Source organism: Clostridium sp. AM34-11AC, from assembly GCF_003435375.1.
GTDB classification, from domain to species: domain Bacteria; phylum Bacillota; class Clostridia; order Lachnospirales; family Lachnospiraceae; genus Pilosibacter; species Pilosibacter fragilis.
On record NZ_QWGL01000018.1, the window covers coordinates 38,512 to 62,172 of the forward strand.

At 44.6% G+C, this 23,661-nt stretch carries 21 protein-coding genes and 1 tRNA gene; 7 read left to right on the forward strand and 15 right to left on the reverse strand.

The annotated features are described in order from the left end of the window. The first annotated feature begins 104 nt into the window (after positions 1 to 104). Positions 105 to 542, forward strand: a complete 438-nt coding sequence (locus tag DW826_RS11355; protein ID WP_002569113.1) for a helix-turn-helix domain-containing protein — start codon at positions 105 to 107, stop codon at positions 540 to 542. Beyond that, positions 520 to 1,911, forward strand: coding sequence for a tyrosine-type recombinase/integrase (locus DW826_RS11360; RefSeq protein ID WP_007862346.1), 1,392 nt, complete (start codon positions 520 to 522; stop codon positions 1,909 to 1,911). The genes DW826_RS11355 and DW826_RS11360 overlap by 23 nt, the downstream gene beginning before the upstream one ends. A 348-nt stretch (positions 1,912 to 2,259) precedes the next feature. On the opposite strand, the gene DW826_RS11365 is transcribed toward DW826_RS11360, so the two are convergent. The 5 genes from DW826_RS11365 to DW826_RS11385 form a co-directional block, all read right to left on the reverse strand. Beyond that, a tRNA-Arg gene (locus DW826_RS11365) sits at positions 2,260 to 2,336 on the reverse strand. A gap of 354 nt (positions 2,337 to 2,690) precedes the next feature. Continuing rightward, positions 2,691 to 3,596, reverse strand: coding sequence for a DUF3881 family protein (locus DW826_RS11370; RefSeq protein ID WP_117552762.1), 906 nt, complete (start codon positions 3,594 to 3,596; stop codon positions 2,691 to 2,693). Positions 3,597 to 3,601: 5 nt separating this feature from the next. Next, positions 3,602 to 4,396, reverse strand: coding sequence for a DUF4446 family protein (locus tag DW826_RS18975; RefSeq protein ID WP_347472347.1), 795 nt, complete (start codon positions 4,394 to 4,396; stop codon positions 3,602 to 3,604). A gap of 61 nt (positions 4,397 to 4,457) precedes the next feature. After that, complete coding sequence (locus DW826_RS11380; protein ID WP_117552764.1) at positions 4,458 to 5,585, reverse strand: ParB/RepB/Spo0J family partition protein; 1,128 nt, start codon at positions 5,583 to 5,585, stop codon at positions 4,458 to 4,460. Further along, complete coding sequence (locus tag DW826_RS11385) at positions 5,585 to 6,355, reverse strand: AAA family ATPase (protein WP_015552797.1); 771 nt, start codon at positions 6,353 to 6,355, stop codon at positions 5,585 to 5,587. Before DW826_RS11385 ends, DW826_RS11380 begins: the two co-directional genes overlap by 1 nt. A gap of 437 nt (positions 6,356 to 6,792) precedes the next feature. Between DW826_RS11385 and DW826_RS11390 the strand changes: the two genes are divergently transcribed. Then, on the forward strand, positions 6,793 to 7,743 hold the full coding sequence (locus DW826_RS11390) for an alpha/beta hydrolase (protein WP_117515748.1): 951 nt from the start codon (positions 6,793 to 6,795) through the stop codon (positions 7,741 to 7,743). Between the two features lie 560 nt (positions 7,744 to 8,303). Here DW826_RS11390 and DW826_RS11395 read toward each other — a convergent pair. From DW826_RS11395 to DW826_RS11440, 10 genes are all read right to left on the reverse strand, one after another. Next, positions 8,304 to 9,758 carry an IS66 family transposase gene (locus tag DW826_RS11395; RefSeq protein ID WP_117552765.1) on the reverse strand — a complete coding sequence of 485 codons (1,455 nt, stop codon included), beginning with the start codon at positions 9,756 to 9,758 and terminating at the stop codon, positions 8,304 to 8,306. A gap of 641 nt (positions 9,759 to 10,399) precedes the next feature. Continuing rightward, the gene (gene rsmG / locus DW826_RS11400) at positions 10,400 to 11,146 is read right to left on the reverse strand and encodes a 16S rRNA (guanine(527)-N(7))-methyltransferase RsmG (RefSeq protein ID WP_117552766.1); all 747 of its coding nucleotides are present in this window, start codon (positions 11,144 to 11,146) and stop codon (positions 10,400 to 10,402) included. Positions 11,147 to 11,150: 4 nt separating this feature from the next. Further along, positions 11,151 to 13,100 carry a tRNA uridine-5-carboxymethylaminomethyl(34) synthesis enzyme MnmG gene (mnmG, locus tag DW826_RS11405; RefSeq protein ID WP_117552767.1) on the reverse strand — a complete coding sequence of 650 codons (1,950 nt, stop codon included), beginning with the start codon at positions 13,098 to 13,100 and terminating at the stop codon, positions 11,151 to 11,153. Positions 13,101 to 13,204: 104 nt separating this feature from the next. Further along, a complete protein-coding gene (gene mnmE / locus DW826_RS11410) occupies positions 13,205 to 14,581 on the reverse strand; it encodes a tRNA uridine-5-carboxymethylaminomethyl(34) synthesis GTPase MnmE (protein WP_117505292.1) in 1,377 nt (458 codons plus the stop codon). 259 nt (positions 14,582 to 14,840) lie between these two features. Continuing rightward, positions 14,841 to 15,557, reverse strand: coding sequence for an RNA-binding cell elongation regulator Jag/EloR (gene jag, locus DW826_RS11415; RefSeq protein ID WP_117471082.1), 717 nt, complete (start codon positions 15,555 to 15,557; stop codon positions 14,841 to 14,843). A 15-nt stretch (positions 15,558 to 15,572) separates the two neighbouring features. Next, complete coding sequence (locus DW826_RS11420; protein WP_117471081.1) at positions 15,573 to 16,823, reverse strand: YidC/Oxa1 family membrane protein insertase; 1,251 nt, start codon at positions 16,821 to 16,823, stop codon at positions 15,573 to 15,575. Between the two features lie 19 nt (positions 16,824 to 16,842). Continuing rightward, positions 16,843 to 17,052, reverse strand: a complete 210-nt coding sequence (yidD, locus tag DW826_RS11425) for a membrane protein insertion efficiency factor YidD (RefSeq protein ID WP_117471080.1) — start codon at positions 17,050 to 17,052, stop codon at positions 16,843 to 16,845. 7 nt (positions 17,053 to 17,059) lie between these two features. Continuing rightward, on the reverse strand, positions 17,060 to 17,404 hold the full coding sequence (rnpA, locus tag DW826_RS11430; RefSeq protein WP_021904730.1) for a ribonuclease P protein component: 345 nt from the start codon (positions 17,402 to 17,404) through the stop codon (positions 17,060 to 17,062). A gap of 103 nt (positions 17,405 to 17,507) precedes the next feature. Then, a complete protein-coding gene (gene rpmH, locus DW826_RS11435; RefSeq protein ID WP_015552758.1) occupies positions 17,508 to 17,642 on the reverse strand; it encodes a 50S ribosomal protein L34 in 135 nt (44 codons plus the stop codon). Between the two features lie 643 nt (positions 17,643 to 18,285). Then, a complete protein-coding gene (locus DW826_RS11440; RefSeq protein WP_015552757.1) occupies positions 18,286 to 18,924 on the reverse strand; it encodes an ECF transporter S component in 639 nt (212 codons plus the stop codon). A gap of 589 nt (positions 18,925 to 19,513) precedes the next feature. Between DW826_RS11440 and dnaA the strand changes: the two genes are divergently transcribed. The 4 genes from dnaA (at position 19,514) to recF (ending at position 23,660) form a co-directional block, all read left to right on the forward strand. After that, positions 19,514 to 20,878, forward strand: a complete 1,365-nt coding sequence (dnaA, locus tag DW826_RS11450; RefSeq protein ID WP_117471078.1) for a chromosomal replication initiator protein DnaA — start codon at positions 19,514 to 19,516, stop codon at positions 20,876 to 20,878. 270 nt (positions 20,879 to 21,148) lie between these two features. Then, on the forward strand, positions 21,149 to 22,267 hold the full coding sequence (dnaN, locus tag DW826_RS11455) for a DNA polymerase III subunit beta (protein WP_117471077.1): 1,119 nt from the start codon (positions 21,149 to 21,151) through the stop codon (positions 22,265 to 22,267). 86 nt (positions 22,268 to 22,353) lie between these two features. After that, the gene (locus DW826_RS11460; RefSeq protein ID WP_015552753.1) at positions 22,354 to 22,563 is read left to right on the forward strand and encodes an RNA-binding S4 domain-containing protein; all 210 of its coding nucleotides are present in this window, start codon (positions 22,354 to 22,356) and stop codon (positions 22,561 to 22,563) included. A gap of 11 nt (positions 22,564 to 22,574) precedes the next feature. Continuing rightward, a complete protein-coding gene (recF, locus tag DW826_RS11465) occupies positions 22,575 to 23,660 on the forward strand; it encodes a DNA replication/repair protein RecF (RefSeq protein ID WP_015552752.1) in 1,086 nt (361 codons plus the stop codon). Position 23,661: the final 1 nt, after the last annotated feature.

A 23,661-nucleotide genomic window follows, 5' to 3' on the forward strand; every position in this document is an offset into this window, starting at 1 on the left:
TTTGTCAAGGATGCCGATCTCCAAATCGACATCCTTAACTTTTTTTCTGCTTTCTCTTACAATGAGGCCATAGCAAGAAAAACTTTATAGAGGAGGCAAAAGCCATGCAAAAACAAAGAGTAAAGACCAGTATGTCTGTACCAGAGATGGGCAAAATGCTTGGGCTTGGTAAAGTAGAATCCTACTGGTTGGTTAAAAAGAACTATTTCAAAACAATTCAAGTGGCCGGACGAATGAGAGTTATGCTGGATAGCTTTGAAGATTGGTATGCCGGCCAGTTCCACTATAAAAAAGTGGATGGTACACCGCCCGGAGAGAAATGGAGGCATACTACGATGTCAGTTCCGGAAATGGCGGATCTTTTGGGGCTGAAATCTGGCACAGCTTATGACCTTGTTAAAAGGGGCTATTTTGAGACGACCTTGATTGATCGAAGAATTCGTATCATTACCAGCAGTTTTGAAGCCTGGTATCAAAAGCAAACTCATTATGTGAAAATCTCAGAAAGGAGCAATGAAAATGGCATCTATCGTGAAGCGTAAAAGCAAATATTCTGTGGTGTATGATTACACAGATGAAAACGGAAAACGCAGACAGCGTTGGGAAACCTTCAGCACAAATGCAGAAGCAAAAAAACGAAAAAAGCAAATTGAGTATGAGCAGGACTCTGGAACCTTCTTTATTCCTACGGCAAAGACCCTGAACGATCTGCTCGATGAATATATGTCCATCTATGGTGTAAATACCTGGGCAATGTCAACATATGAAAGCCGCCGTGGTCTGGCGAGAAACTACATAACTCCTATTATCGGAGATATGTTACTATCCGACATCACTCCAAGGATGATGGATAAGTATTACCGTGATCTGCTCTCTGTGAAAACGGTAAGCGTCAACAACCGCAAACCCACAAGCGAATATCTGACCCCGCATACAGTAAGAGAAATTCACAAGCTACTTCGCAGTGCCTTTAATCAGGCGGTGCGTTGGGAACTAATCAGCCGTAACCCTGTCCTGAATGCGACACTTCCCAAAGAAGAACATAAAGAACGGGATATATGGACTGCCGAAACGCTGAGCAAGGCTATGGAAGTCTGTGATGATCCTATCCTCTCCCTTGCCTTAAATCTGGCGTTCTCCTGCTCTTTACGCATTGGCGAAATGCTGGGCCTTACCTGGGACTGCATTGATATTGCACCACAGAGCATAGAAAATGGTTCAGCTTATATATTCGTCAACAAAGAGCTGCAACGGGTTACACGAGGTGCATTGGACGATTTGAGCGACAAAGGTGTTATTAAGAAGTTTCCACCTTGCATAGCCAGTACCCATACTGCTCTGGTCCTGAAAGAGCCTAAAACCAAAACCAGTATTCGCCGCGTGTACCTGCCGAAAACAGTTGCCTATATGCTGGTAGAGAGAAAAAAAGAAATTGATGAGCTGATGGATCTGTTTGGAGATGAATACATCGACAATAACCTGGTCTTTTGCTCCAGCAATGGCCGTCCGATGGAAAGTCAGGTGATTAACCGTGCTTTCAATAAACTTATCAAAGAAAACGGACTGCCTCATGTTGTGTTCCATTCTCTTCGCCACTCCAGCATCACCTACAAGCTGAAACTCAATGGCGGCGATATGAAATCAGTCCAGGGTGACTCTGGTCATGCTCAGGTTAAAATGGTTGCGGATGTCTATTCTCACATCATCGACGAGGATCGGTGCATAAACGCTCAGCGATTGGAGGAAGCTTTTTATTCCTCTAAGACTCCTGACCCTGTTGAAGATACAGAGCCTAAAACTGCGGATACTGCCGTCACTGAAAGTGATGAAAGTGATGCAGCGAAGATACTGGAACTGCTTAAAAATCCCGAAACTGCCGCACTGCTCAAGCAGCTGGCAAAAGCTTTATAAAGTCCCTCCCTCAGAAGAACGCCTCTCACTTTGTGAGAGGTTTTCTTCGTTTGAACCACTTTGCACAGTGACCAAACACTTTTTTTGTTAGCAAGGTTCTGAAAGCATTTTTGAGCGATGTTAGCAAATTCGCGATTTTGTTTGCAACTTCCTCTAATTTCTGCTAACAAATGTTTGCAAGTTCCTTTGGTAAAAATCGAACCTCTGACTTACCGCCTTTCTTAGCAAAAGGCCAAATCTCGTTAGCAAATGTTAGCAAACCAAGGTTTTTTGCAAAAAAGCCACAAAAGCCGCAGAAATAAGAAAAGCCGAAAACCCTGATAAATCAAAGGTTTTCGGCGTGTTTGCTGGCGTCCCTGGCGGGATTCGAACCCACGGCCTTTCGCTTAGGAGGCGAACGCTCTATCCTGCTGAGCTACAGAGACTTATATTAAATTGAGACTGGCAACGATCACTTTTCCCCGTAAGGCAGCTGGTAGAGCACAACCTTAGGAGGCGCTTGTTATATCCATTTAACTATGGGAACAAATTCCGTATTTTCGGGCTTTTCAGCCTTTCGGTCACGGTAACCAACTTTATGAACTCATCCACTTTCGTCTGGCGAATCCACAGAAACACGCAACTTAAAAAAGCTACGCTATATATCTTAACAAACAACACCCTGAAAGTCAAGACATCAAAGCTTCACTTTACACGAAAAGCTGTACTGAAAAGCTAAAAGCCATCGCGCACAGTCCGTAATCTGAGATTCTGTGCCCTGATGGCTTTTATTTTATAACCTATTTTATTCCCTGTTTTCTTATAATGTCTTCCAGCTTCAGAGTCCCTTGCATCCAGATCTGTCCTTTAAAACGACGGCCCGGCTGTGGTTCACCTAAGAGGTCCTTACTGTTGATGCAGACCACAAACTCCAGATCGTGGCTCTCAATCTTCATACGATAAATTTCCTCTTTTGTGTAAATATTTCGGATTTTTTCAACTTCTTCAATTTCTCCGATGACAGAATACTGGTCACATTCCACTCCGCAAGGCATGAAACAGGAGTCTATAATAGAGTAGAGATCCTCCTTCATGGCTCTTCTGGAAATCTGGGAGTAAAGATCGATATCCTCGATGGTCAAACTCTCCATGGCGTCCTCATCCCCATTTTTTGCGGCCTCAATCAGACTGTTGCGGTTTTTCGCAGCAACCTTTGCCTTTTGGATCTGTTTCTGGCTCTTCTTGATCGGAAGAAGGATCTTTCCACCGATGGACATCCCGGAAAAGCAGACGGAACTAATCTTGGAGTGATGTTCTTTATCCAACATTCTTTCCCTAAATTCCAGAAAATTCTGGATGTAGAAGATCAATGTGATACCGACCTTATTCTCATCCACCATGCCGGAGTAAGTCTCTTTCTCCGTATGTCTCTGAACGGAACACTCTTCCGTGGATCCGATTATATGGCTCTCCTGATACGGGAAGTAAAACTCCCGCTCGAAATTCCCCTCTTCGTTCAGTTCTCCGATGATTGAAATTCCAAGGCCCGGAGCAACTTCTGTACGCATTTCGCAGACATTGCTCTCCTCGTCGACCTGAACACATCGTGTCATTGACGGCTGCCGTTCCAGCAAATCCAGCAATTTTTCAATATCTTTTTTCTTTGTATACATGCTGAAACCAGCTGCACGTAAAAATTTATGCATATGGATCAATAATCTCCTTTATTATCCTCACCGTCGGGATCATATGACAGAGCATCAAAATTCCCGATGGTATCTGTCTCAATCTCAACTTCTTCTACATCGTATGCGTCAGCATACTTTTTTACACGTTCTTCCTCATTCTCACGGCGCTCTGCCTGACGTTTTCTCAATTCCTTCATGCGCTCGCTCTTTTTGCGCTCACTGCTCGGAACCTCGATATCCTGCTCTCCTGAGCCGCTTTTTAACTCTTTCTTCTTGCTGTTTGCGGCCTTTTCCTTCATTGCGAGGCGCTCATCCATCGTCGGACGTTTTACGTATCCCAGCGCCTGCTCCAGCGCTTCCTGCTCTTCACCGCCAAGGAGAACCTCTGTCGCACCTTCCTCTACCTCTTTTAAGTAGATATAACAGCCCTCACGGCTGTGTACAACGTCCAGTATGAAACCACTGTTCTTGTTGTCTAACATTGCGATAACAAAGCTTAGATTGCCGCCCATGCCCTTGAATGCATTGTACTTAACATATCCGAATTTCTGGAATGAGGACTTGATCTGCCTGGAAAGCTGTTTCATTGCATCCTTGCTGGAGCGATCTTTTTCCTGCAGCTCCTCCATCTCATCCATGATATCCATGATCGTATCTTCCAGTGTCTCTGCGTCTTTTCCTCGCATGAAGATATCATATCTTCGGTACAGTTTATTGAGCTTTACAATACAAATGATCACCACGATCAATAACACCAATGACAGGATTGAAAATCCGACGATCAGTACCATTGGATCGATGGGGATACTGTATAACATACTGTTTTCCATTTTCTGTTTTCTGTCCTTCCGTTTGTGTCTGTGCTTTTCGTTTGATTTATTACACTCTTAAAGACTCCATAAGTTCGATCAGACGTTCTAACTCTTCCTGGGAATAATACTCGATCTCGATCCTACCCTTATTTTTATCCTTCTGGTTGATAACGACCTTCGTACCCATGATAGACTTTAATTTGTCTTCCACCTGCCGGTAGATGAGATCGATATCCGGTCCCTTTTCCGGTTTCTTTTCTTTCGGCGGACGGTTCATCATCTTGACAAGTTTTTCCACGTCACGTACGCTTAATTTTTCCTCGATGATTTTTGCAGCTACCTGATACTGGCGTTCACCTTCTTCAAGTCCCAGGAGTGCTCTCGCGTGCCCGCTGGAAATCTTTCCCTCTGCCAGCATATCCTGCACACGAATATCAAGTTTCAGAAGGCGCATGCTGTTTGTAATCGTCGCACGATTCTTGGATACACGATTTGCAATCTCCTCCTGCGTGAGATGAAACTCCTGAATCAGTTGCTGGAATGCCTGTGCTTCTTCGATCGGATTTAAATCAGCACGCTGTACATTCTCAATCAAAGCGATCTCCATAGTCTGCTGCTTATCATACTCACGGATCAATACAGGAACATCTGTGACTCCGGCAAGTTTTGCCGCGCGCCAACGACGCTCACCGGCTATGATCTCATAATGATTTCCCTTTTTTTGGACAATCAGTGGCTGTAAGATTCCATATTGTTTGATAGAATCCGCCAGCTCCTGAAGGCTTTCCTCATCAAAATTTTTTCTCGGCTGCTCGCTGTTCGGTTCAATCAGGTTGAGCTTCAACGTCTGCTCTATCGGCTTTTCCACGATCTTTTCGACCGGTTTTTCTACGATTTTCTCGACAATTTTCTCGACCGGCTTCTCGACGATCTTCTCAACAATTTTTTCCACCGGTTTCTCGACGATCTTTTCGACTACGATCGTTTCAGCATTCGTGCCCGTCTTTGCTGTTTTACTGCTGTCCGTCTTTTTCCCTGTTCCATCTTTTTCCGTATTTTTCGTGGTGCCCTGATTTACCATCAGGTGGTCTTTTCTCTCACTTCTGCTCACTTTTTCTGCAGCGTTCTCTTTCGTAGTTGTGACTTCTTCCCCGAAGAACGCGCCTAAACCTTTACCTAATCCACGCTTCGCCATTATATTTCTTCTCCTCTGCTGATGACTTCCGCTGCTAAAAGTCTGTAGCTCTCCGCTCCTGATGATCGGCTGTCATAAAGATTGATCGGCATGCCGTAGCTCGGTGCCTCAGCCAGTCTGACATTTCGCGGAATAATTGTCTTATAAATATTTTCATTCAAGTGTTCTTTTACGTTCTCTACAACTTCCAGAGACAGATTTGTTCTGGAATCATACATTGTAAAAACAACGCCCTCTACTTCCAAAGATGGATTCAGCTTTTTCTGAACAAGATTTACCGTTTTTAATACCTGACTTAATCCCTCCAGGGCATAGTATTCACACTGGATCGGGACAAGAACTGTATTGGCCGCAGTCAGTGCGTTAATCGTGAGAAGGTTCAGGGACGGAGGACAGTCAATGATAATAAAATCATACTTTCCGTCTAACAGTTCCATATTTTTCTTGAGAATGCTCTCCTTTTCTTCCATATCAAGAAGCTCAATCTCTGCTCCGGCAAGGTCCACATCCGACGGCATCACGTCCAGACGTTCCTGCACACTTGGATTGATACACTCATCCACGGTGCATTCTCCCATCAGCAGTTCGTATACAGTATTGTCAATATTTCCTTTTTCCAATCCAAGTCCACTTGTTGTATTTCCCTGTGGATCAAAGTCCACAGTCAACACCCTCTGTCCTGCTTCAGCCAGGCAGGCGGATAAATTGATTGCAGTCGTCGTCTTTCCGACACCACCCTTTTGATTTGTAATTGCAATAATACGTCCCATACCTCTATCCTTTCTGCAGGTCAGCTCTACTTTTATTATCCTGTAATTATTTCGCATATCAGTCTGGTTTAGCTCATTTTAACCATATTTACTGATTTTCTCTATCATTTGAATCTTGATAATCTTTCCCATCCGATCATTAGCGAAACTTAGTATAACACAATTTTTCTTATTTTCCTATTGCTTTACCTTATAAAATTAAAAATGTTTCACGTGAAACATTTTTGCAAATCATACAAGCATCATTTTATGTTTCACGTGAAACATTTATCTTCAGAAACATTTCACATTTTCGCCTGTTGTATCTCATTACCAATTATATTATAATATAATAAGGAGTTGTCAAATAGGAATATAGTCATGAAACCACTATTCTCCTCTCTCAATCCCTTGAAACTGTATTTCTATAACATCATCATCTAAACCCGAGGTGAACTATGAAAGCTAAAAATAAAATCATCACTGCTATTCTCCTCTCAGCCGGTGCAACAGTCGGAACAGCACTGATTAACAAATATATCAAGATGTCTGCCATTTCAAGAAATCTTCTTGCTCAGCCGGAACCGCGCTGCTGTCGTTGGAGACTTGGCAATATCTACTATACAAAAACCGGCACTGGTAAACCACTTCTTCTCGTACATGACCTGACTCACGCGTCCAGCAGCTGTGAGTGGGATTCTCTGATTCCACTTTTAAAAGAGCACTATACTGTCTACACCATAGATCTTTTAGGTTGCGGACGTTCAGAGAAGCCAAATTTAACTTACACAAATTTTCTCTATGTGCAGTTGTTAAACGATTTTGTAAAATCCGAGATTGGACGCCGCACAAACATTCTTGCTACCGGTGCGTCCGCTCCTATCGTGACAATGGCTTGCGGATACAATCCGGATCTTTTCGAGCAGATGATGTTTATCAATCCGGATTCTCTGCTCTCCTGCAGCCACATACCAGGAAAATCCGCAAGGTATTATAAGTTTATCCTTGATCTTCCGATCATTGGTACACTGCTCTACAACTTTGCGTCCGCAAGAAGTATTATCTCCAGAACCTTCTCTGAAAGCTACTTCTATAATCCTTATGATGTTAACCCGCATTACATCGACAAATATCACGAGTCCGCCCACCTTGGTGACTCCCCGAAATCCGTCTACGCCAGTGTCCAGTGTAATTATACAAAATGTAATATTACAAAGACTCTGGAAAAAATTGACAACAGTATTTACATCCTCGGCGGCGAAGCTGAGCAGGATATCGATCTGATCATAAAAGAATATACAAAATGTAACCCGGCCATTGAGTCCAGTACAATTCCAAACACCAAACATCTTCCTCAAATTGAGAACCCTGAAGAAGTCAGTTCCACGGTCCAGATGTTCTTCAACTAACACTTCAAATCAGATCTGTTAAAATGTTTCACGTGAAACATTTCTTCGGTGTTTGCAAAGATGCCACTACTTTCTAAACAGTAGCGGCATCTTTTTTGATTTTTTAGTACCTGTTCTGTAGATCTGCGCATTTGCCGCGCTGACTGTAAGCTAAGGAAGCATAGACTTGAAGGCACAAGAATCCATCCGCGGAGCTGCTCTGGAATGGAATTTGCGCTTAACTGTGAGGGGACTGAACAGTTACAAGTAACTTTTATCAAGAGTTAATTTTCAGAAATTCTTCTTAACTTCAAAAGATGTTGACGTCTTCTCGACCGAGATATACCACATCGATCAATATTTTATCTTCAGGTCTATCATTTACGACGGCCGGTACATCAAGTACATTATGCGGTACTCCTGCTGTGCATGATAAATCTTTATTCATTACGATGATTCAGTGCATCAATTGCACATATCTCCCGAATAGTCATAAATCTTCCATCAACTCTGATTTATTTACGTGTTACAGGACTCTTGTTAATTTTAGTTTAAAGTTTTCGTAACTGTTCAGAACCCAGTTAGTTGAAAATGATATCAGGGGTTCCGTTCAGTGCTTCGCGGATAGCTGTGAAAGCATTTATTCCGTGCTTGCGAGCTGATCCGATATAACTCATAATTGTAAGATATTCCTGTGCACCTTCTTCATTTCGGAAGCATCCAGAGACTTTGGTTTTTACTTTTACCATTCTCAGATCACGTTCCGCCTGATTATTATCAAATGGTACACAGAGATTCTTTATAAACAGGCAGACTGATTCCTTGTAATTATACAGTCTGCAGATCAAATTTAATACTTTGCTCTTTTTCTTGCGACCGCGCTTTTTTGCAGGAGTTTCGGGGAATGGATTTTCCCCATATGCAGTTTTGATAATGGAATCATACTCCATATCAAATTTATGGCGGTGATAGTAGCTGACCTCATCCTTATCTAAAAGAAGTGCTTTATCTCGCACCTTTTTCATATCGAGCAGAAGCTTCTTAAAACGGACTGCCCATGTCTGCTCCGGATGATTTTCAATCACACCGTTTAATTCCCTGAGAAGATGCGCACAGCAGATGGCATGTGTCACATTTTGATACTTCCAGTAAGAACTCCAGCAGTCATGCATAATGATCCCGTTGGCATGCGGCAGTACATTCGCAGCATCCATGCCAGCCTGACCACGTTTCTGATTTATGGTCAGATATGTGTAATTCTGATCGGATGCAACGTGAACCCAGCAGGTTTTTCCATCTACGCGGCTACCAGTCTCATCACAATGGATCAGTCCGAGCGTAATCATTTTCAGACGGATTTGCTCATAAGTATCTTTCAGTGATTCCGCACAGCGGGTTACCATGTTTTTGATGGTTCCCGTTGCTAATGGAATATTAAACACACTGGACAGGATTTCATGAGTGCGATTGATGCTGACTGCACCAACCGTATTGAAAGCCACAACCATCGCCTGAAGATTTTTGCCATACTGGACAGTTGCTTTTATGTTTTTAGGAAATGATCCTGTTTTTACGCCACCATGCAACGGGCATTCGCGCACTTCAATAAGATTGTGCGCAGTGACATCTACAGTCACAACCGCATCAATCTCATGACGGGTTTCTTTTATACAAGCCTTATCCAGACATTTCTCGCGATAAGGACATCCGTTACAGTCAAAATGCATATGTTCCATGGTGTGATCCGGATTGGAGATGACAGAAAGATGGACACCATTGTGACCTTGCTGAGCGCCCTGCTTTTTCCCGGAAGATTCACGAAGGCTTCGGTTCTTTTTTACCGCAGGTTTCTTAAGACCGTCAGAGGAAGGTGGCTTGGAACTGTTTTTGGAGTTTTTGTTTAGTTGTTCTTTCAGCTCTTTGATGGTTTGATTCAGCTCGGCAATTGTAGCTGTTAATGTGCTGTTTTGCTTCGTGAGAAAATCAATCTGTGCCATAAGCTGGTGAACGAATTCTTCTGTGATGTTAACGGGCATTCAAACCACCTTCTTTCCGCTGGATTTTGCATTTTTATTATAGCGGAAACGCTGTAAAAAAGCGAATCTGTCGAAAAATCCATTCGGCAAAATGACGGTGGATAAGTATTAAATTTGAAGGTGCAAATGCTTACAAATATATTCAATATCGCCTCCAAAGAGGAAAATGAAGCGGATAAAAGGTAGGTAGTTAAGGATTATCCACAAGACTGATATACAAGTAAAAATTCATCACTTTTATCCACAGAGTAACAGCAAATCAGAGTAAAAAAGATTTTTCGATTCTTTGTTTTGCACAATAACTGGCAACGAACCCGAAGGGGGTTCTGAACAGTTACAAGTTTTCAATTATACATTCTGTCTTGGATAAAAAATTTTGTCGGAAGTCTGCTTATTATAAAGTGCTTTTTTCGTCCAAATCAGCATATAGTGAATCATCATGCTTCTTTGTTTTACAAATATGAAAACCAAAAATGTCATGACTTAATTGTAACAATTTTGGGAATTCTTCAGTTCAGATGTTTCACGTGAAACATTTCCTGACTTTTCTGCTCGCCCTTCGAATGTGTAAAAAAAGAACCTCACGATCCATACTCACAAGATCCTGAAGTTCTTTCCTTTTCTTACTATTCTGTTTTTCTTTACTTTAACGGTTCCTTCCCCGGAAGTCCCGCTTTTCTCGGATATTTCTTCGCTGTGATCGCCATCTTCTTTACCGGAACAAAGGTGCGTTCCACGTCCGTCTCCGGAAGAACCTTTACGATAATATCCTTCATCTCTCCGCCAAGCTGCTTCACAGCAGATCTCGCCTGGGCAATCTCCTCGTCAGCTTTTCCGGATTTATACGGGATAAAATATCCGCCCTTTTTCACAAACGGGATACAGTACTCGGAAAGGGTGGACATATTTGCCACCGCCCGGGATACGCAGATGTCGTACTGTTCCCGGTATTTCGCATCGCGTCCGTAGTCCTCGGCACGTCCATGGACAGCCGTAATATCCGTAAGTCCCAGTGCCTCTATCACCTCATTTAAGAATCCCACTCTCTTATTTAAAGAATCAAGCAGTGTGACCTTCAGTCCCGGAAACGCAATCTTTAACGGAATTCCCGGAAATCCTGCACCCGTACCCACATCGATACAGCTGTATTCTGCGGATCCGTCAAGCTTTAACCCAAGCTCCGGCGCAGCCAGAACAAGCAGAAGGCTGTCCACAAAATGCTTCGTGATCACATCGGAAAGCTCTGTGATCGCCGTGAGGTTCATCACCTTATTCTTCTCGATCAGCATCTCATAATATTTAAAAAACTGCTCTTTCTGCTGATCCGAAAGCTCGATTCCAAGATCCGCGCAGCCCTGATCCAATAATTTTACAAATTCATCTGTCATCAAATTATTTCCTTCCCATCTGCTCTAAATGCACCATCAGGACAGAGATATCTGCCGGTGAAACGCCGGAAATTCTCGATGCCTGTCCGATATTCTCCGGCTTATAGAGATTCAGCTTCTGGACAGCCTCTCTTCTTAAACTGTTTACCGTTGTATAGTCGAGATCCGCCGGGATTTTTCTTCCCTCAAGCTTCTTAAACTGTGCCACCTGCTGCTTCTGTCTGCGGATATATCCGTCATATTTCAGATTTATGTCAACCTGTTCCCGCACATCCGCCGGAAGCTCCGGCCTCTTTTCATCTAACTCCGCCAGCATCCCATAATTTAATTCTGGTCTCTTAATGAGCTCCGCCAGTGTACTTCCGGACTTTAACGCCGTACTTCCATGAGCCTCCAGGAACGTCTGAACCTTCTCGTTCGCACCGATATTCGTCTTCTCGAGACGTGCGATCTCCGCCTCAATGGCCTTTTCTTTCCAAAGTACATACTCGTACTGTTCATCGGATACAAGACCGATCTCATGTCCGATCCCGCGAAGTCTGAGATCCGCATTGTCCTGACGCAGGAGCAGACGGTACTCCGCTCTCGATGTCATCATGCGGTACGGCTCATGATTTTCCTTTGTCACAAGGTCATCGATAAGGACCCCGATATACGCCTGGGAACGATCAAGAACCACCGCGCTCTTCTCCTGCAGTTTTCTCGCCGCGTTCACACCGGCCATAAAGCCCTGAACGGCTGCCTCCTCATATCCGGAGCTTCCGTTAAACTGGCCGCCGGAGAACAGTCCGTCAATATTTTTAAACTCCAGGGACGCCTTTAACTGTCTCGGATTGATGCAATCATACTCAATTGCATATGCATTTCGAACAATTTTGATATTTTCCAGTCCCGGAACCGTCCGGTACATGGCATACTGAACATCCTCCGGCAGGGAGCTGGACATTCCGCCGAGGTACATCTCATTCGTGTAGAGTCCCTCCGGCTCCACAAACACCTGATGACGCTCCTTATCCGGGAATTTTACGACCTTATCCTCGATGGACGGGCAGTATCTCGGACCGGTTCCCTCGATGGCACCGGAGAATAATGGGGAACGTTCCAGGTTGTTCCGGATGATCTCATGGGTCTTCTCATTCGTATACGTCAGCCAGCAGGAGATCTGTTCCTTCTGTATCGACTCCGGATCCGTAGAAAATGAGAACGGAACGACCCGCTTATCTCCAAACTGCTCTTCCATTTTGGAGAAATCGATACTTCTCTTATCCGCTCTCGCCGGTGTTCCCGTCTTAAAACGGTACATTTCGATTCCGTTCGCCTTTAAGGAATCTGTCAGATGGTTCGCCGCCTGCAGACCATTCGGTCCCGTCGGGTTGCTCACATCGCCGTAAATACATCTTGCACGGAGATAAACACCTGTAGCAAGAACCACCTCACGGCACCTATAGACCGCGCCGGAGTAGGTTTTTACACCCACGATCCGCTTTTTCACCGGATAACTGCTCTCCTGCTGCCCCTCATGCTCCCTCTTAAAGGTTCCGTACTCGCCCGGGATTTCCTCCGTGAGGATCTCAGCAATCTCCGCCTGTCGGATCGTCAGATGATCCGTGTTCTCCAGGACGCGGCGCATGGATCTCGTGTACTCCTGCTTGTCCGCCTGAGCACGCAGGGAGTGGACCGCAGGTCCCTTGGATTCATTCAACATCTTCGACTGGATAAACGTTTTATCAATATTTTTGCCCATCTCACCGCCGAGGGCATCCAGCTCACGGACAAGATGTCCCTTGGAACTTCCTCCGACGTTCGGGTTGCATGGCATCAGGGCAATGCTGTCCACGCTGACCGTAAACATGATCGTCTCAAACCCAAGTCTCGCTGCCGCAAGCGCCGCCTCGCATCCCGCATGGCCCGCGCCGACAACTACAATATCATATGTCTCCTCTACTACCGGCATTTTATTTCCTCTTTTCTTGTCAATTCCCTACTGTCTCTTCTATACTCCCAGCAGAATCTCCCATAAAAAACGTTCCGATCCGCCAATTTCTTTCCACCATAATCTTACTTACCCATACAGAACTTGCTGAATATCTCATTCACCAGGTCATCCTCCACAGACTCCCCGACAATAAGACCTAACTTCTCATAGGCATCCATCAGATCGATCGAATAAAAATCCTCCGGCATGCCGTTCTCTATACTGTTCTCCACCATGGACATGCTCTCGAAAGCGTCCTTTAAAGCCTTCACATGGCGCACATTCGTGATCATAACCTGGTCGTTGAAGTCGATCTCACCTTCATAGAATAAGGACTTTATCTCCTCTTCCAGGAGGTCGATTCCCGTCTCCTCCTTCGCGGAGATTCCGATCACCTTATGCCCGGACCGCTTCTCCACCTCATCCGCGGATACTACCGGCTCCAGGTCGCTCTTATTTAAGAGTACCACTGACTTCCGTTCCTTAATAAAGTCCATGATCTGATAGTCGTTCTCATCCAGCTTCCTCGATCCATCTACAACGTAGATGATGAGATCCGCCTTCTTCGCCTCTTCCATGGCCCGGGAAACGCCGATCTTCTCCACCACATCCTCTGTATCCCGGATTCCCGCAGTGTCCACAACATTCAGGCTGATTCCCTGAAGATAGATATGTTCCTCAAGGATATCTCTCGTCGTTCCCGCCACATCCGTAACAATGGCGCGATCCTCGCCAACTAAAACATTCATCAGGGACGATTTTCCGGCATTCGGCTTTCCTAAAATAACAGTCTTTACGCCCTCAGAAACCACCCGTCCATTGGAGGAAGAACAGATCAGCTTCTCAAGCTTCTTCTTCACAGAAAGAACAACTTTAAGCAATTTTTCCCCGTATCCGTCAAGGGAAATATGTTCCGGATCGTCAAGCGCCGACTCGATAAAGGCAATCTCATAGATAATCTGTTCCCGGATCTCATGGATCTCCTTCGATACACTTCCCCGAAGCTGGCTCACAGAGGACTGCAGCGCATATTCATTTTTCGCGTTGATCACGTCGATGACCGCCTCCGCCTGGGAGAGGTCGATCCTGCCGTTTAAGAACGCCCGTTTCGTAAATTCACCCGGCTCTGCCAGTCTCGCCCCGGCCTTTAAGACTGTCTCCAGGATCCGTCTCGTGACCAGCATTCCGCCGTGACAATCGATCTCCACGGTATCTTCCGCTGTGTAGCTCCGTGGTCCTCGCATAAGCATCAAAAGGACCTCATCCACAGCCTCATCCCCGTCATAAACGTATCCGTAATGGATCGTATGGCTCTCCGCCTCAGAAAGCTTTTTCTTTCCAGGTTCCCGAAAGACCTTTTCCGCGACTTCAACCGCGTTCTCACCGCTGATCCTCACGATTCCGATTCCTGAATTTCCCATCGCCGTGGCGATCGCTGCAATCGTATCTGTATATTCCATAATCTCCATCCTGTCACTCACGCCTGCTGACTTAAAACATCAAGCTGAATGATCTTCTATTTTCTGGCTCCGCAAGTCCTGTAAACTCACGGAAATTCACACAATTAATCACCCTATCATAGCACAAAGGGGCTGCCATAGGCAACCCCCTCTATCACGATATCTGCAACTATTCAGCACCTTCCTGGTTACCTTTGTTTCCAGACAAAATCAGCCATGCGTTCCCGCACAGTGCGGCGCATGGCTGATCTGTGAATTATTATTCCTGACTGCTGCTGCGATAGCTATTCTCAGAACCAGCGGTTCTTTCGCGTCTCTCGTATCTCGGTCTTCTCTCTCTGCGCTCTTCCTTCTTTAACGCGATCACAACATGGCGGAACGGCTCCTCACCTTCGCTCTTTGTGAATACGTATTTATCGTTCTGGAGTGCGGAGTGGATGATCCGTCTCTCATACGGATTCATCGGCTCTAAGGAAACCGGACGTCTTGTCCGCTTTACCTTGTAAGCGATATTCTTTGCGAGAGTCTCCAGTGTTTCTTTTCTTCTCTCTCTGTAATTTTCGGTATCCAGCTTGACTCTTAAGTAGTCCTCAGATTCCTTATTTACAACAAGGCTTACAAGATACTGAAGGGAATCGAGTGTCTGTCCTCTCTTGCCGATGAGAAGTCCCATCTCCTCGCCGGTCAGGTTGACATCCATCTCCTTTTCCTCTTCATTCATTTTCACTTCCACATCAACAGCAAGGCCCATTGCGTCGAAAACGGAATTCAGGAAATCTACGGCCTTATCGTCAACGGTCTCGATCTTCTTCGCGCGGATCACTGCCGGCTTGGAACCAAAGAGTCCGCCAAGAACTCCGGCACTTCCTTTTTCCACGACCTCGTACTGAATCCGATCACTGCTCACACCGAGCTGCAGGGATGCCTGTGTGATTGCATCTTCCACAGTTTTCGCAGTCACTGTAATCATTTCCATAACAGAACCCCCTTATTATTTTCGCTTGTCATGTGCCTCATTGTACTTCTGGACCATCGCTGCCTTGGAAGCGAGACTTCCCGGTTTCGCGTTGGTGTTGTAGTACTTGCTGGACTCCTCGATCTGTTTCGCGATCTTTTCCTTCTTAACTTCCTCAGCAGCTTTTTCCTTCTCCTCCTCAGCCTTGATCGCCTTTAAGGATGCGGTAGCGTTCTGAGTTACCTTAGCCGGCGGAAGTCCCTGTTTCGCACGTTTCTTATTTACCTTTTCCAGGTTCTTTGCGATCATATCGTCGATGTTTACCTTATCCATGTACGCGTTAACGATGAGCTGCTGGATAATTGTAACAACGCTGGTCGCGATCCAGTAGATACCAAGACCTGCCGGCATCGTGATACAGATGAACGCGGAGAATAACGGCATTGTCGTTGTCATAGTCTTCATGGACTGGGCCATCGGATTCTCTGCATCTGCGGATGTGGACGGCTGATTTCCGCTCATGAGCTTTGTGCTGAACCACTGGGACACTGCCGCAAGAACCGGGATGATCCATGCGAAGGACGGTACCCAGCCCGGTGCCTCTGCCATATTTAAACCGAGGAACGTGTTCATTCTCTCGACAACAGCAGCATTCTGGCCGATCACATCAGAGATTGCCGGGAACAGTGCCTGAAGCTCTCCCCACTGGGATGTGGAGAATTTATAGAGCATGTCTACAAGACGGTTTGCATTTGTGAAATCAAACTTGTCTAATTTTCCGCCGCAGGCGGTTGCGATATTTGTGATTTCCTGTAACTTCTGAGCATAGTCAGCCTGTCCCATCAACGGAGTGACAACGTTGTCGAAATAAACGCGGACAGACGGAACGTATGCCGGAATATTGTAGATGACACGGTACAGTGCAAGAAGGATCGGCATCTGGATCAACAGTGGAAGACATCCGCCTGTCATGCTTGTGCCGTACTTCTCGTAAACAGCCTGAATCTCCACGTTCTGACGCTGCATGGACTCCTGATCCGACTTTCCTTTATACTTCTTCTGGATCGCCTGGATCTCCGGATTCATGACAGACATGAGTTTTGTGGTTTTCTGCTGTTTGATCGTGAGCGGTATCATCAGTGTTTTCATTACGATCGTAAACAGAATGATGCACAGACCTACGTTGAACACGCCGAAGCTGCTCGTAAATCTGAAGAGGATGTCCATGACATAGCCAAGGACAGTCGCGATCGGTCCCAGAATGGAACCAGCCTTCGTCAAAACCATATCTTACCTCCTGGGTTTTTTACGGGACTGGATCATAACCGCCTTTTGCAAACGGGTGACATCTCAAAATCCGCCTGCAAGCAAGATAAGCACCTTTTATAGCGCCGTATTTTCTGATTGCTTCCATGGCGTACTGGGAGCAGGTAGGCGTATAAATACAGTGAGGGCCGATACAGGGAGAGATAAACTTCCTGTAAATCTTAATCAGACCAATCAGAACCCATTTCATAAACCACTCACTTCGATTCTTTTAAAATGTTATGAAGCCCGCATAAGTGCAGAAAAGCACTCTCAATCTTGTCGAAATTTTTGTCTTTTGCCGCAGCACGTGCGACAACAATGATGTCTTTTCCTTCTTCTAATATGTCCTTATTTAACCGGAAGCTTTCGCGGACAAGTCTCGCGAACCGATGCCTTACAACGCTGTTTCCGACCTTTTTGCTGGCGGAAATTCCGATTCTCGTGTCCTCCCGTCCCGAATCCATCACGTACATGACCAGATATTTGTTTGCGTAGGACTTCCCTCCCCGGTAAACCGTCTGGAAATCCTGATTTTTCTTTAACGAATTGAACCTTTTCATTCAATACCTCTGCAAAACTAAGTCGATAAAGCCGTAAAAATCCCGCATAACAAAAAAGAGCATCCAAAAGTTTTCCTAAACTTCCGGATACTCTCTTGGTTCATTAAGCAGATAATCTAGCTCTACCTTTTGCTCTTCTGGCAGCTAAAACTTTTCTACCGCCTGCTGTTGCCATTCTCGCTCTGAAACCATGAACTCTTTTTCTCTGAGTGTTCTTCGGCTGAAATGTCATCTTCATAAACCCGGCACCTCCTCTTACTCTAAATTCAAGTACCTTCTCATGTACATATAAACTAAGACATATTGAAGCATCGTATCGATTATATAAAAATTGCCGCCCTTCGTCAAGACTAAATTTCAAAAAAATCCTTAAAACATGGGGATTTCTCCCATATGATTTTTCCTTTTTTTCGCTGTATATCCACATTCTGCTTTTTGCATGGAACGTTACTTTTCGGTCTTTCAGTAATAAAAAAGGGGAACAGCGTTTCGCTATCCCCCATAAAATGTATGTATTGATTTTATGTCACTATATTTAGTATCTCTTCATTATATTATGATGTTGGGGTCAAAAGCTTTTGACCCCTCTGATACCGAATTGCTCTGCACTGCGTGCTCCCGCAATTCTCAAAAACATTCGTAATTCGCTCATTTTTCTATGAAAAATGGCTACTTACTCATGTTTTTGGCGGGTCCCAAGGTCAAAAATTCTCCTGCAAGCAAGCTTGCGTCGAACTTCTGACCTTTTGACCCTGGTATCATATTATAGAAGCTGCAGCGTTATTATTTTCCGCTGCTCTCATTTTTTATACCTGATCTTCTTCCGGAAGCTGCCACACCACGCTTCTGAAAGGTATTCCTATATAACCGGCTCTTTCCGATCAGCCGTTATCTTTCATGATTTTAAACAGAACCTTCGTGATGGCCGTCGTAAGGATACCTGCGACGATCGCCTCCGGGATACCAAATCCCAGGATGATTCCCAGGATCACATCGTAGATGTGCTCCACTGCCTTGTTGGACGCAGCCGCGTAGCTCTGTCCGAAGAAGATATAAATTCCGTTCATGACAAGCAGTGTGTTTGTCATAGCTCCTGCGATACCAGCCACCCAGAGGGCAACGGTCTGGCTGCCTTTGATTCCGTGAGCTGCTTTCATGATCAGCTTATAAACAAAATAAGCAACGATGCCGATGCATACACGCGGCACGATGGCGATCACGGCGCTCCACATGTTTCCGCTGTATCCGCCGATCGTAACGAACGGGCTGAATACGAAGGAGGTCACTCCCGGGGCAATGGTCGCTTTTACAAGGCTGGTCACACCAAATACCAGTCCTAAGTAAGCGCCGTACTTCGGTCCAAGGATGATCGCTCCGATGATGACCGGGACGTGGATGATCGTTGCGTTCATAAAGCCTAACGGAATGTAACCGAGAAACGGTACGACCGACATGGCGATGATGATCGCAGTGAAGATCCCGGCGAGGGACATGTCCAGAACTTTCTTTTCAATTTTCATTTTTCTTTTTCCTCCTGCTACTGTTCTCTTGCGAGATACAATGCAATATAGTCACGTCTTGCATTATAGCGTGTCAGCGTGATGCCGTCAAATTCTTTCTCTAAAATTTTCCATTTATTTTTACTTTTCAATTTTACTTCCTACAATATAATTCCTGTTGTCGCCTTCTTTCTCCCGATCTCACCCTTTTTTCTCCCCTGCTGCCTTAATTTTTTTCGGTTTTTCATTTTTCCCTCATATACGCCCTCTCCAACGTCCAGTCCTCTAAAATCGTTCTTTCTTTCCCTTCTGATTTCGGTGTCTTTCTCCCACGGACACAATTTATTGTATTTTTTCTGTCCGTTCCTGGCGCACATCTTGTTATGTGGCTATTCACATGTTTTCCACTCATAATTATCAACTTATCCCCAAATCGTGGATAAGTTGTGGATAAGTCACTGGAAAAGTTGTGGATTTTCACATTTGACATTGAAAATTATTCCGTTTTACGCTAGAATAAATTCAGAGTGGGTTTATATGCTTTTGTGGACAGGTTTCCGCCTTTTCCACAACTATGCACATCGTTATACACATGTTTAGGAGTATGAATATGCTGGAAGAAATCAAAGAGAAATGGGATGATATCCTCTTAAATATAAAGGAAGAACACGATATTTCAGAGGTGTCCTACCGCACATGGCTGCTGCCGCTGATCCCGGATTCTGTGGATAAAGATATCCTCACGATCCTGGTGCCTGATTCCGCGTTTATCAGCTATGTGAAAAAGAAATATGAGTTCCTGTTGAAAATTACGATCGAAGAAATTACAGGATTTCAGTGCGAACTCGATTTCAAGTTAAAATCTGACGTGAAGGAACCGGAAAAAGAGAACCGTCTGATCAATGTAACCAACAATACGGTCAGTCAGCTTGCTCTCCAAAACGCGAACTTAAATCCGCGTTACACCTTCGATACCTTTGTCGTCGGAAAAAACAACAACCTTGCCCATGCCGCATCCCTTGCAGTTGCGGAATCCCCGGGCGAAATTTATAATCCGTTATTTATTTATGGAGGCGTGGGACTCGGGAAGACGCACTTAATGCATTCCGTCGCCCACTTCATCCTGAAAAATAACCCGAGCGCAAAGATTCTGTACGTGACATCCGAGAAATTTACAAACGAACTGATCGACGCGATCCGAAACAAAAACAACGTTTCCACCACGGAATTCCGTGAAAAATACAGAAACAATGACGTGCTTCTGATCGACGATATCCAGTTTATTATCGGAAAAGAAAGTACCCAGGAGGAATTTTTCCATACATTCAATGCCCTCTACGAGGCAAAAAAGCAGATCATTATTTCCTCCGACCGTCCTCCAAGAGAAATTGAAACTCTGGAAGACCGTCTCCGTTCCCGTTTCGAATGGGGACTCACCGTAGATATCCAGCCGCCGGATTATGAAACCCGGATGGCGATTCTCCGGAAAAAGGAAGAACTTGAAGGATACAACATCGATAACGAGATCATCAAATATATCGCTACCAATGTAAAATCCAACATCCGTGAACTGGAAGGCGCCCTCACAAAAATCGTTGCTTCCAGCAAACTAAATAATAAGGAAATCAATCTTGAACTTGCAGAGGAAGCATTAAAAGATCTGATCTCCCCGAACGCTGCCCGCGAAGTGACTCCGCAGCTTATTATTAATGTAGTTTCTGAGCATTTCGGCATCACACCCCTTGATCTCATCGGCCAGAAACGAAGTAAAGAACTGGTATTCCCGCGCCAGATCGTCATGTATCTCTGCGGCGATATGACGAGCGAGTCTCTCCAGAACATCGGAAAAGCTCTCGGCGGCCGCGATCATACAACGATCATTCACGGAACAAAAAAGATTGCCAGCGAATTAAAGACCGACGAGAATTTAAAGAACACGATCGATATTTTAAAGAAAAAAATCAACCCACAGTAAGCTTGTGGATTTTTTCGTGGAAATCCCGTTGAAAATTTGTGGATAAAATGAGGATGATTTTTCCCGATTTTTGCCTGTGGAAAACTCCCGGGTTGTCCTTTTGGATTTGCAGAGTTACCCACAATGGTTTTCACAGAGGTTTTTTCATGGTTTCATTAGGGTTTTCCCCCTTATAAACAAATTCACACTCCCTACTACTGTTAAGACTAATATCTTTTATATATTTCTTTATTTGTGAACGTTTCTTAAGAAAGGAAGTTATCAACAACTATGAAACTGACATTCCAGAAAACCGCTCTCTTAAACGGTATCAATATTGTTCTCAAGGCAGTTCCGTCAAAAACAACGATGCCTATTTTAGAGTGCATTCTGATCGACGCTTCTACTGATGAGATCAAGCTGACTGCCAACGATATGGAGCTCGGCATTGAGACAAAAGTTGAAGGTGATATCCTTGAAAAAGGTAAAATTGCACTGGATGCAAAGCTTTTTTCTGAAATCGCAAGAAAATTATCCGATTCAGATTCCCTTGTAACCATCGAATCTGATGAAAAATTCAATACTGTGATCACCTGTGAGAACTCTGTATTCAAAATTCAGGGCAAAGATGGAGAGGAATTCTCCTATCTTCCGTATATTGAGAGAAATAAAAACATCACACTCTCCCAGTTTTCCTTAAAAGAGGTGATCCGCCAGACGATCTTCTCCATCTCTGTCAACGACAGCAACAAGATGATGACAGGCGAACTTTTTGAGGTAAACGGTGATACACTCCGAGTCGTTTCTCTCGACGGACATCGTATGGCAATTCGTAAAATTGTATTAAAAGATGAATATGAAAGCACAAAAGTCATCGTTCCGGGAAAAACTCTGAACGAAATCAGTAAAATTCTCACCGGTGACAACGAAAAAGAGGTCCAGATCTTCTTCGGAGCGAACCATATTCTCTTCGAATTTGATGATACGATCGTAGTTTCCCGCCTGATCGAGGGCGAATATTTCAAAGTAGACCAGATGCTTTCCAGCGATTATGCCACAAAAGTGTCTCTGAATAAGAAAGATTTCCTGGACAGCATCGAGAGAGCTATCATTTTAATCCGCGAAAATGACAAAAAACCGATCATTCTGAACATTGAAGACTCAAAAATGAGCCTGAAATTAAATTCCAGCTTCGGTACCATGAACGCGGAGATCCTGATCCACAAAACAGGACAGGATCTGATGATCGGATTCAACCCGAAATTCTTAAGTGATGCGCTGCGGATCATTGATGATGAGGAAGTTACCCTCTATATGATGAATGCGAAATCTCCGTGTTTCATCAAAGATGAGGATGAGAGCTACATTTATCTGATCCTGCCGGTAAACTTTAACGCCGCTGCGATTTAAAATCAGATGAAATTTCCCCGAAGTTCCGGTAAAATCCGGGGTTTCGGGTCGATTTTTTCATATATCTGGAATAAAAAAGGAGAAAAATGGAAAGTATTCACTTAAAAGATGAGTTTATCAAGCTTGGACAGGCATTGAAACTTGCAGGTCTGGTCGGCTCCGGAGTGGACGCAAAGTTTGTAATTCAGGACGGGCTTGTAAAAGTAAATGGGGAAGTTGAGACCCAGCGAGGCAAAAAACTTTACCCGGGAGACACGGTTTCCTATGACGGAAAGACATTTAAGGTAGAAAATTAAAGGATTTTTTCATGTTTATAGAATCCATCGAGCTGTCAGATTACAGAAATTACAGTCATTTACATATTGATTTTCATAAAGGGACGAACGTTCTTTATGGAGATAATGCCCAGGGAAAGACAAATATCCTGGAGGCAGTCTATGTGTGCAGCACAACAAAATCGCATCGGGGCAGCAAAGATAAAGAAATTATCCGGTTCGGCGCGGACGAATCCCACATCAAAATGATGGTCCGGCGGGATGGAATTCCCTACCGGATCGATATGCATCTGAAGAAAAATAAGGCAAAAGGGGTCGCGGTGAACGGAGTTCCGATCAAAAAAGCCAGTGAACTTTTCGGAATCGTCAATGTGATCTTCTTTTCACCGGAAGATCTGAACATTATCAAGAACGGACCCGCCGAGCGGAGACGTTTCGTCGACCTGGAACTCTGCCAGCTAAACAGGCTGTATGTCTACAATCTGGCACAGTATAACAAAACGGTTATACAACGAAACAAACTATTAAAGGACATAGACTACAACACGTCCTTAAAAGAGACGCTCCCCATGTGGAATGAGCAGCTCTTAAAGTACGGCACAGAACTTATAATTATGCGTTCTGAGTTTATAAAAGAGCTGAATCCCCTGATTGCGGAGATCCACGCGGGGCTCTCGGGCGGAAAGGAAACACTCTCTATCGCCTACGAGCCGAATGTGTCGCCGGAAAATTTCAGGGAGCAGCTTGCGAAGAACCAGTTTCAGGAGATCAGGCAGAGGCAGACTCTGACCGGTCCCCACCGCGATGACCTGAACTTCATCGTAAACGGAACGGATATCAGGCGGTTCGGGTCCCAGGGACAGCAGAGAACGGCAGCTCTTTCTTTAAAACTTGCGGAGATCGAGCTGGTGAAAAAGATCGTAAAGGATTATCCGGTGCTTCTTCTGGATGACGTCCTTTCTGAACTTGACAGCAAGAGACAGGAACATTTACTTTCAGAAATTACCCACATTCAGACCTTGATCACATGTACGGGACTGGATGAGTTTGTAAACAGCAAATTCCGGATGGACAAGATTTTTAAGATTGTTGAAGGAACGGTAGAGAGCGAAGACTAAA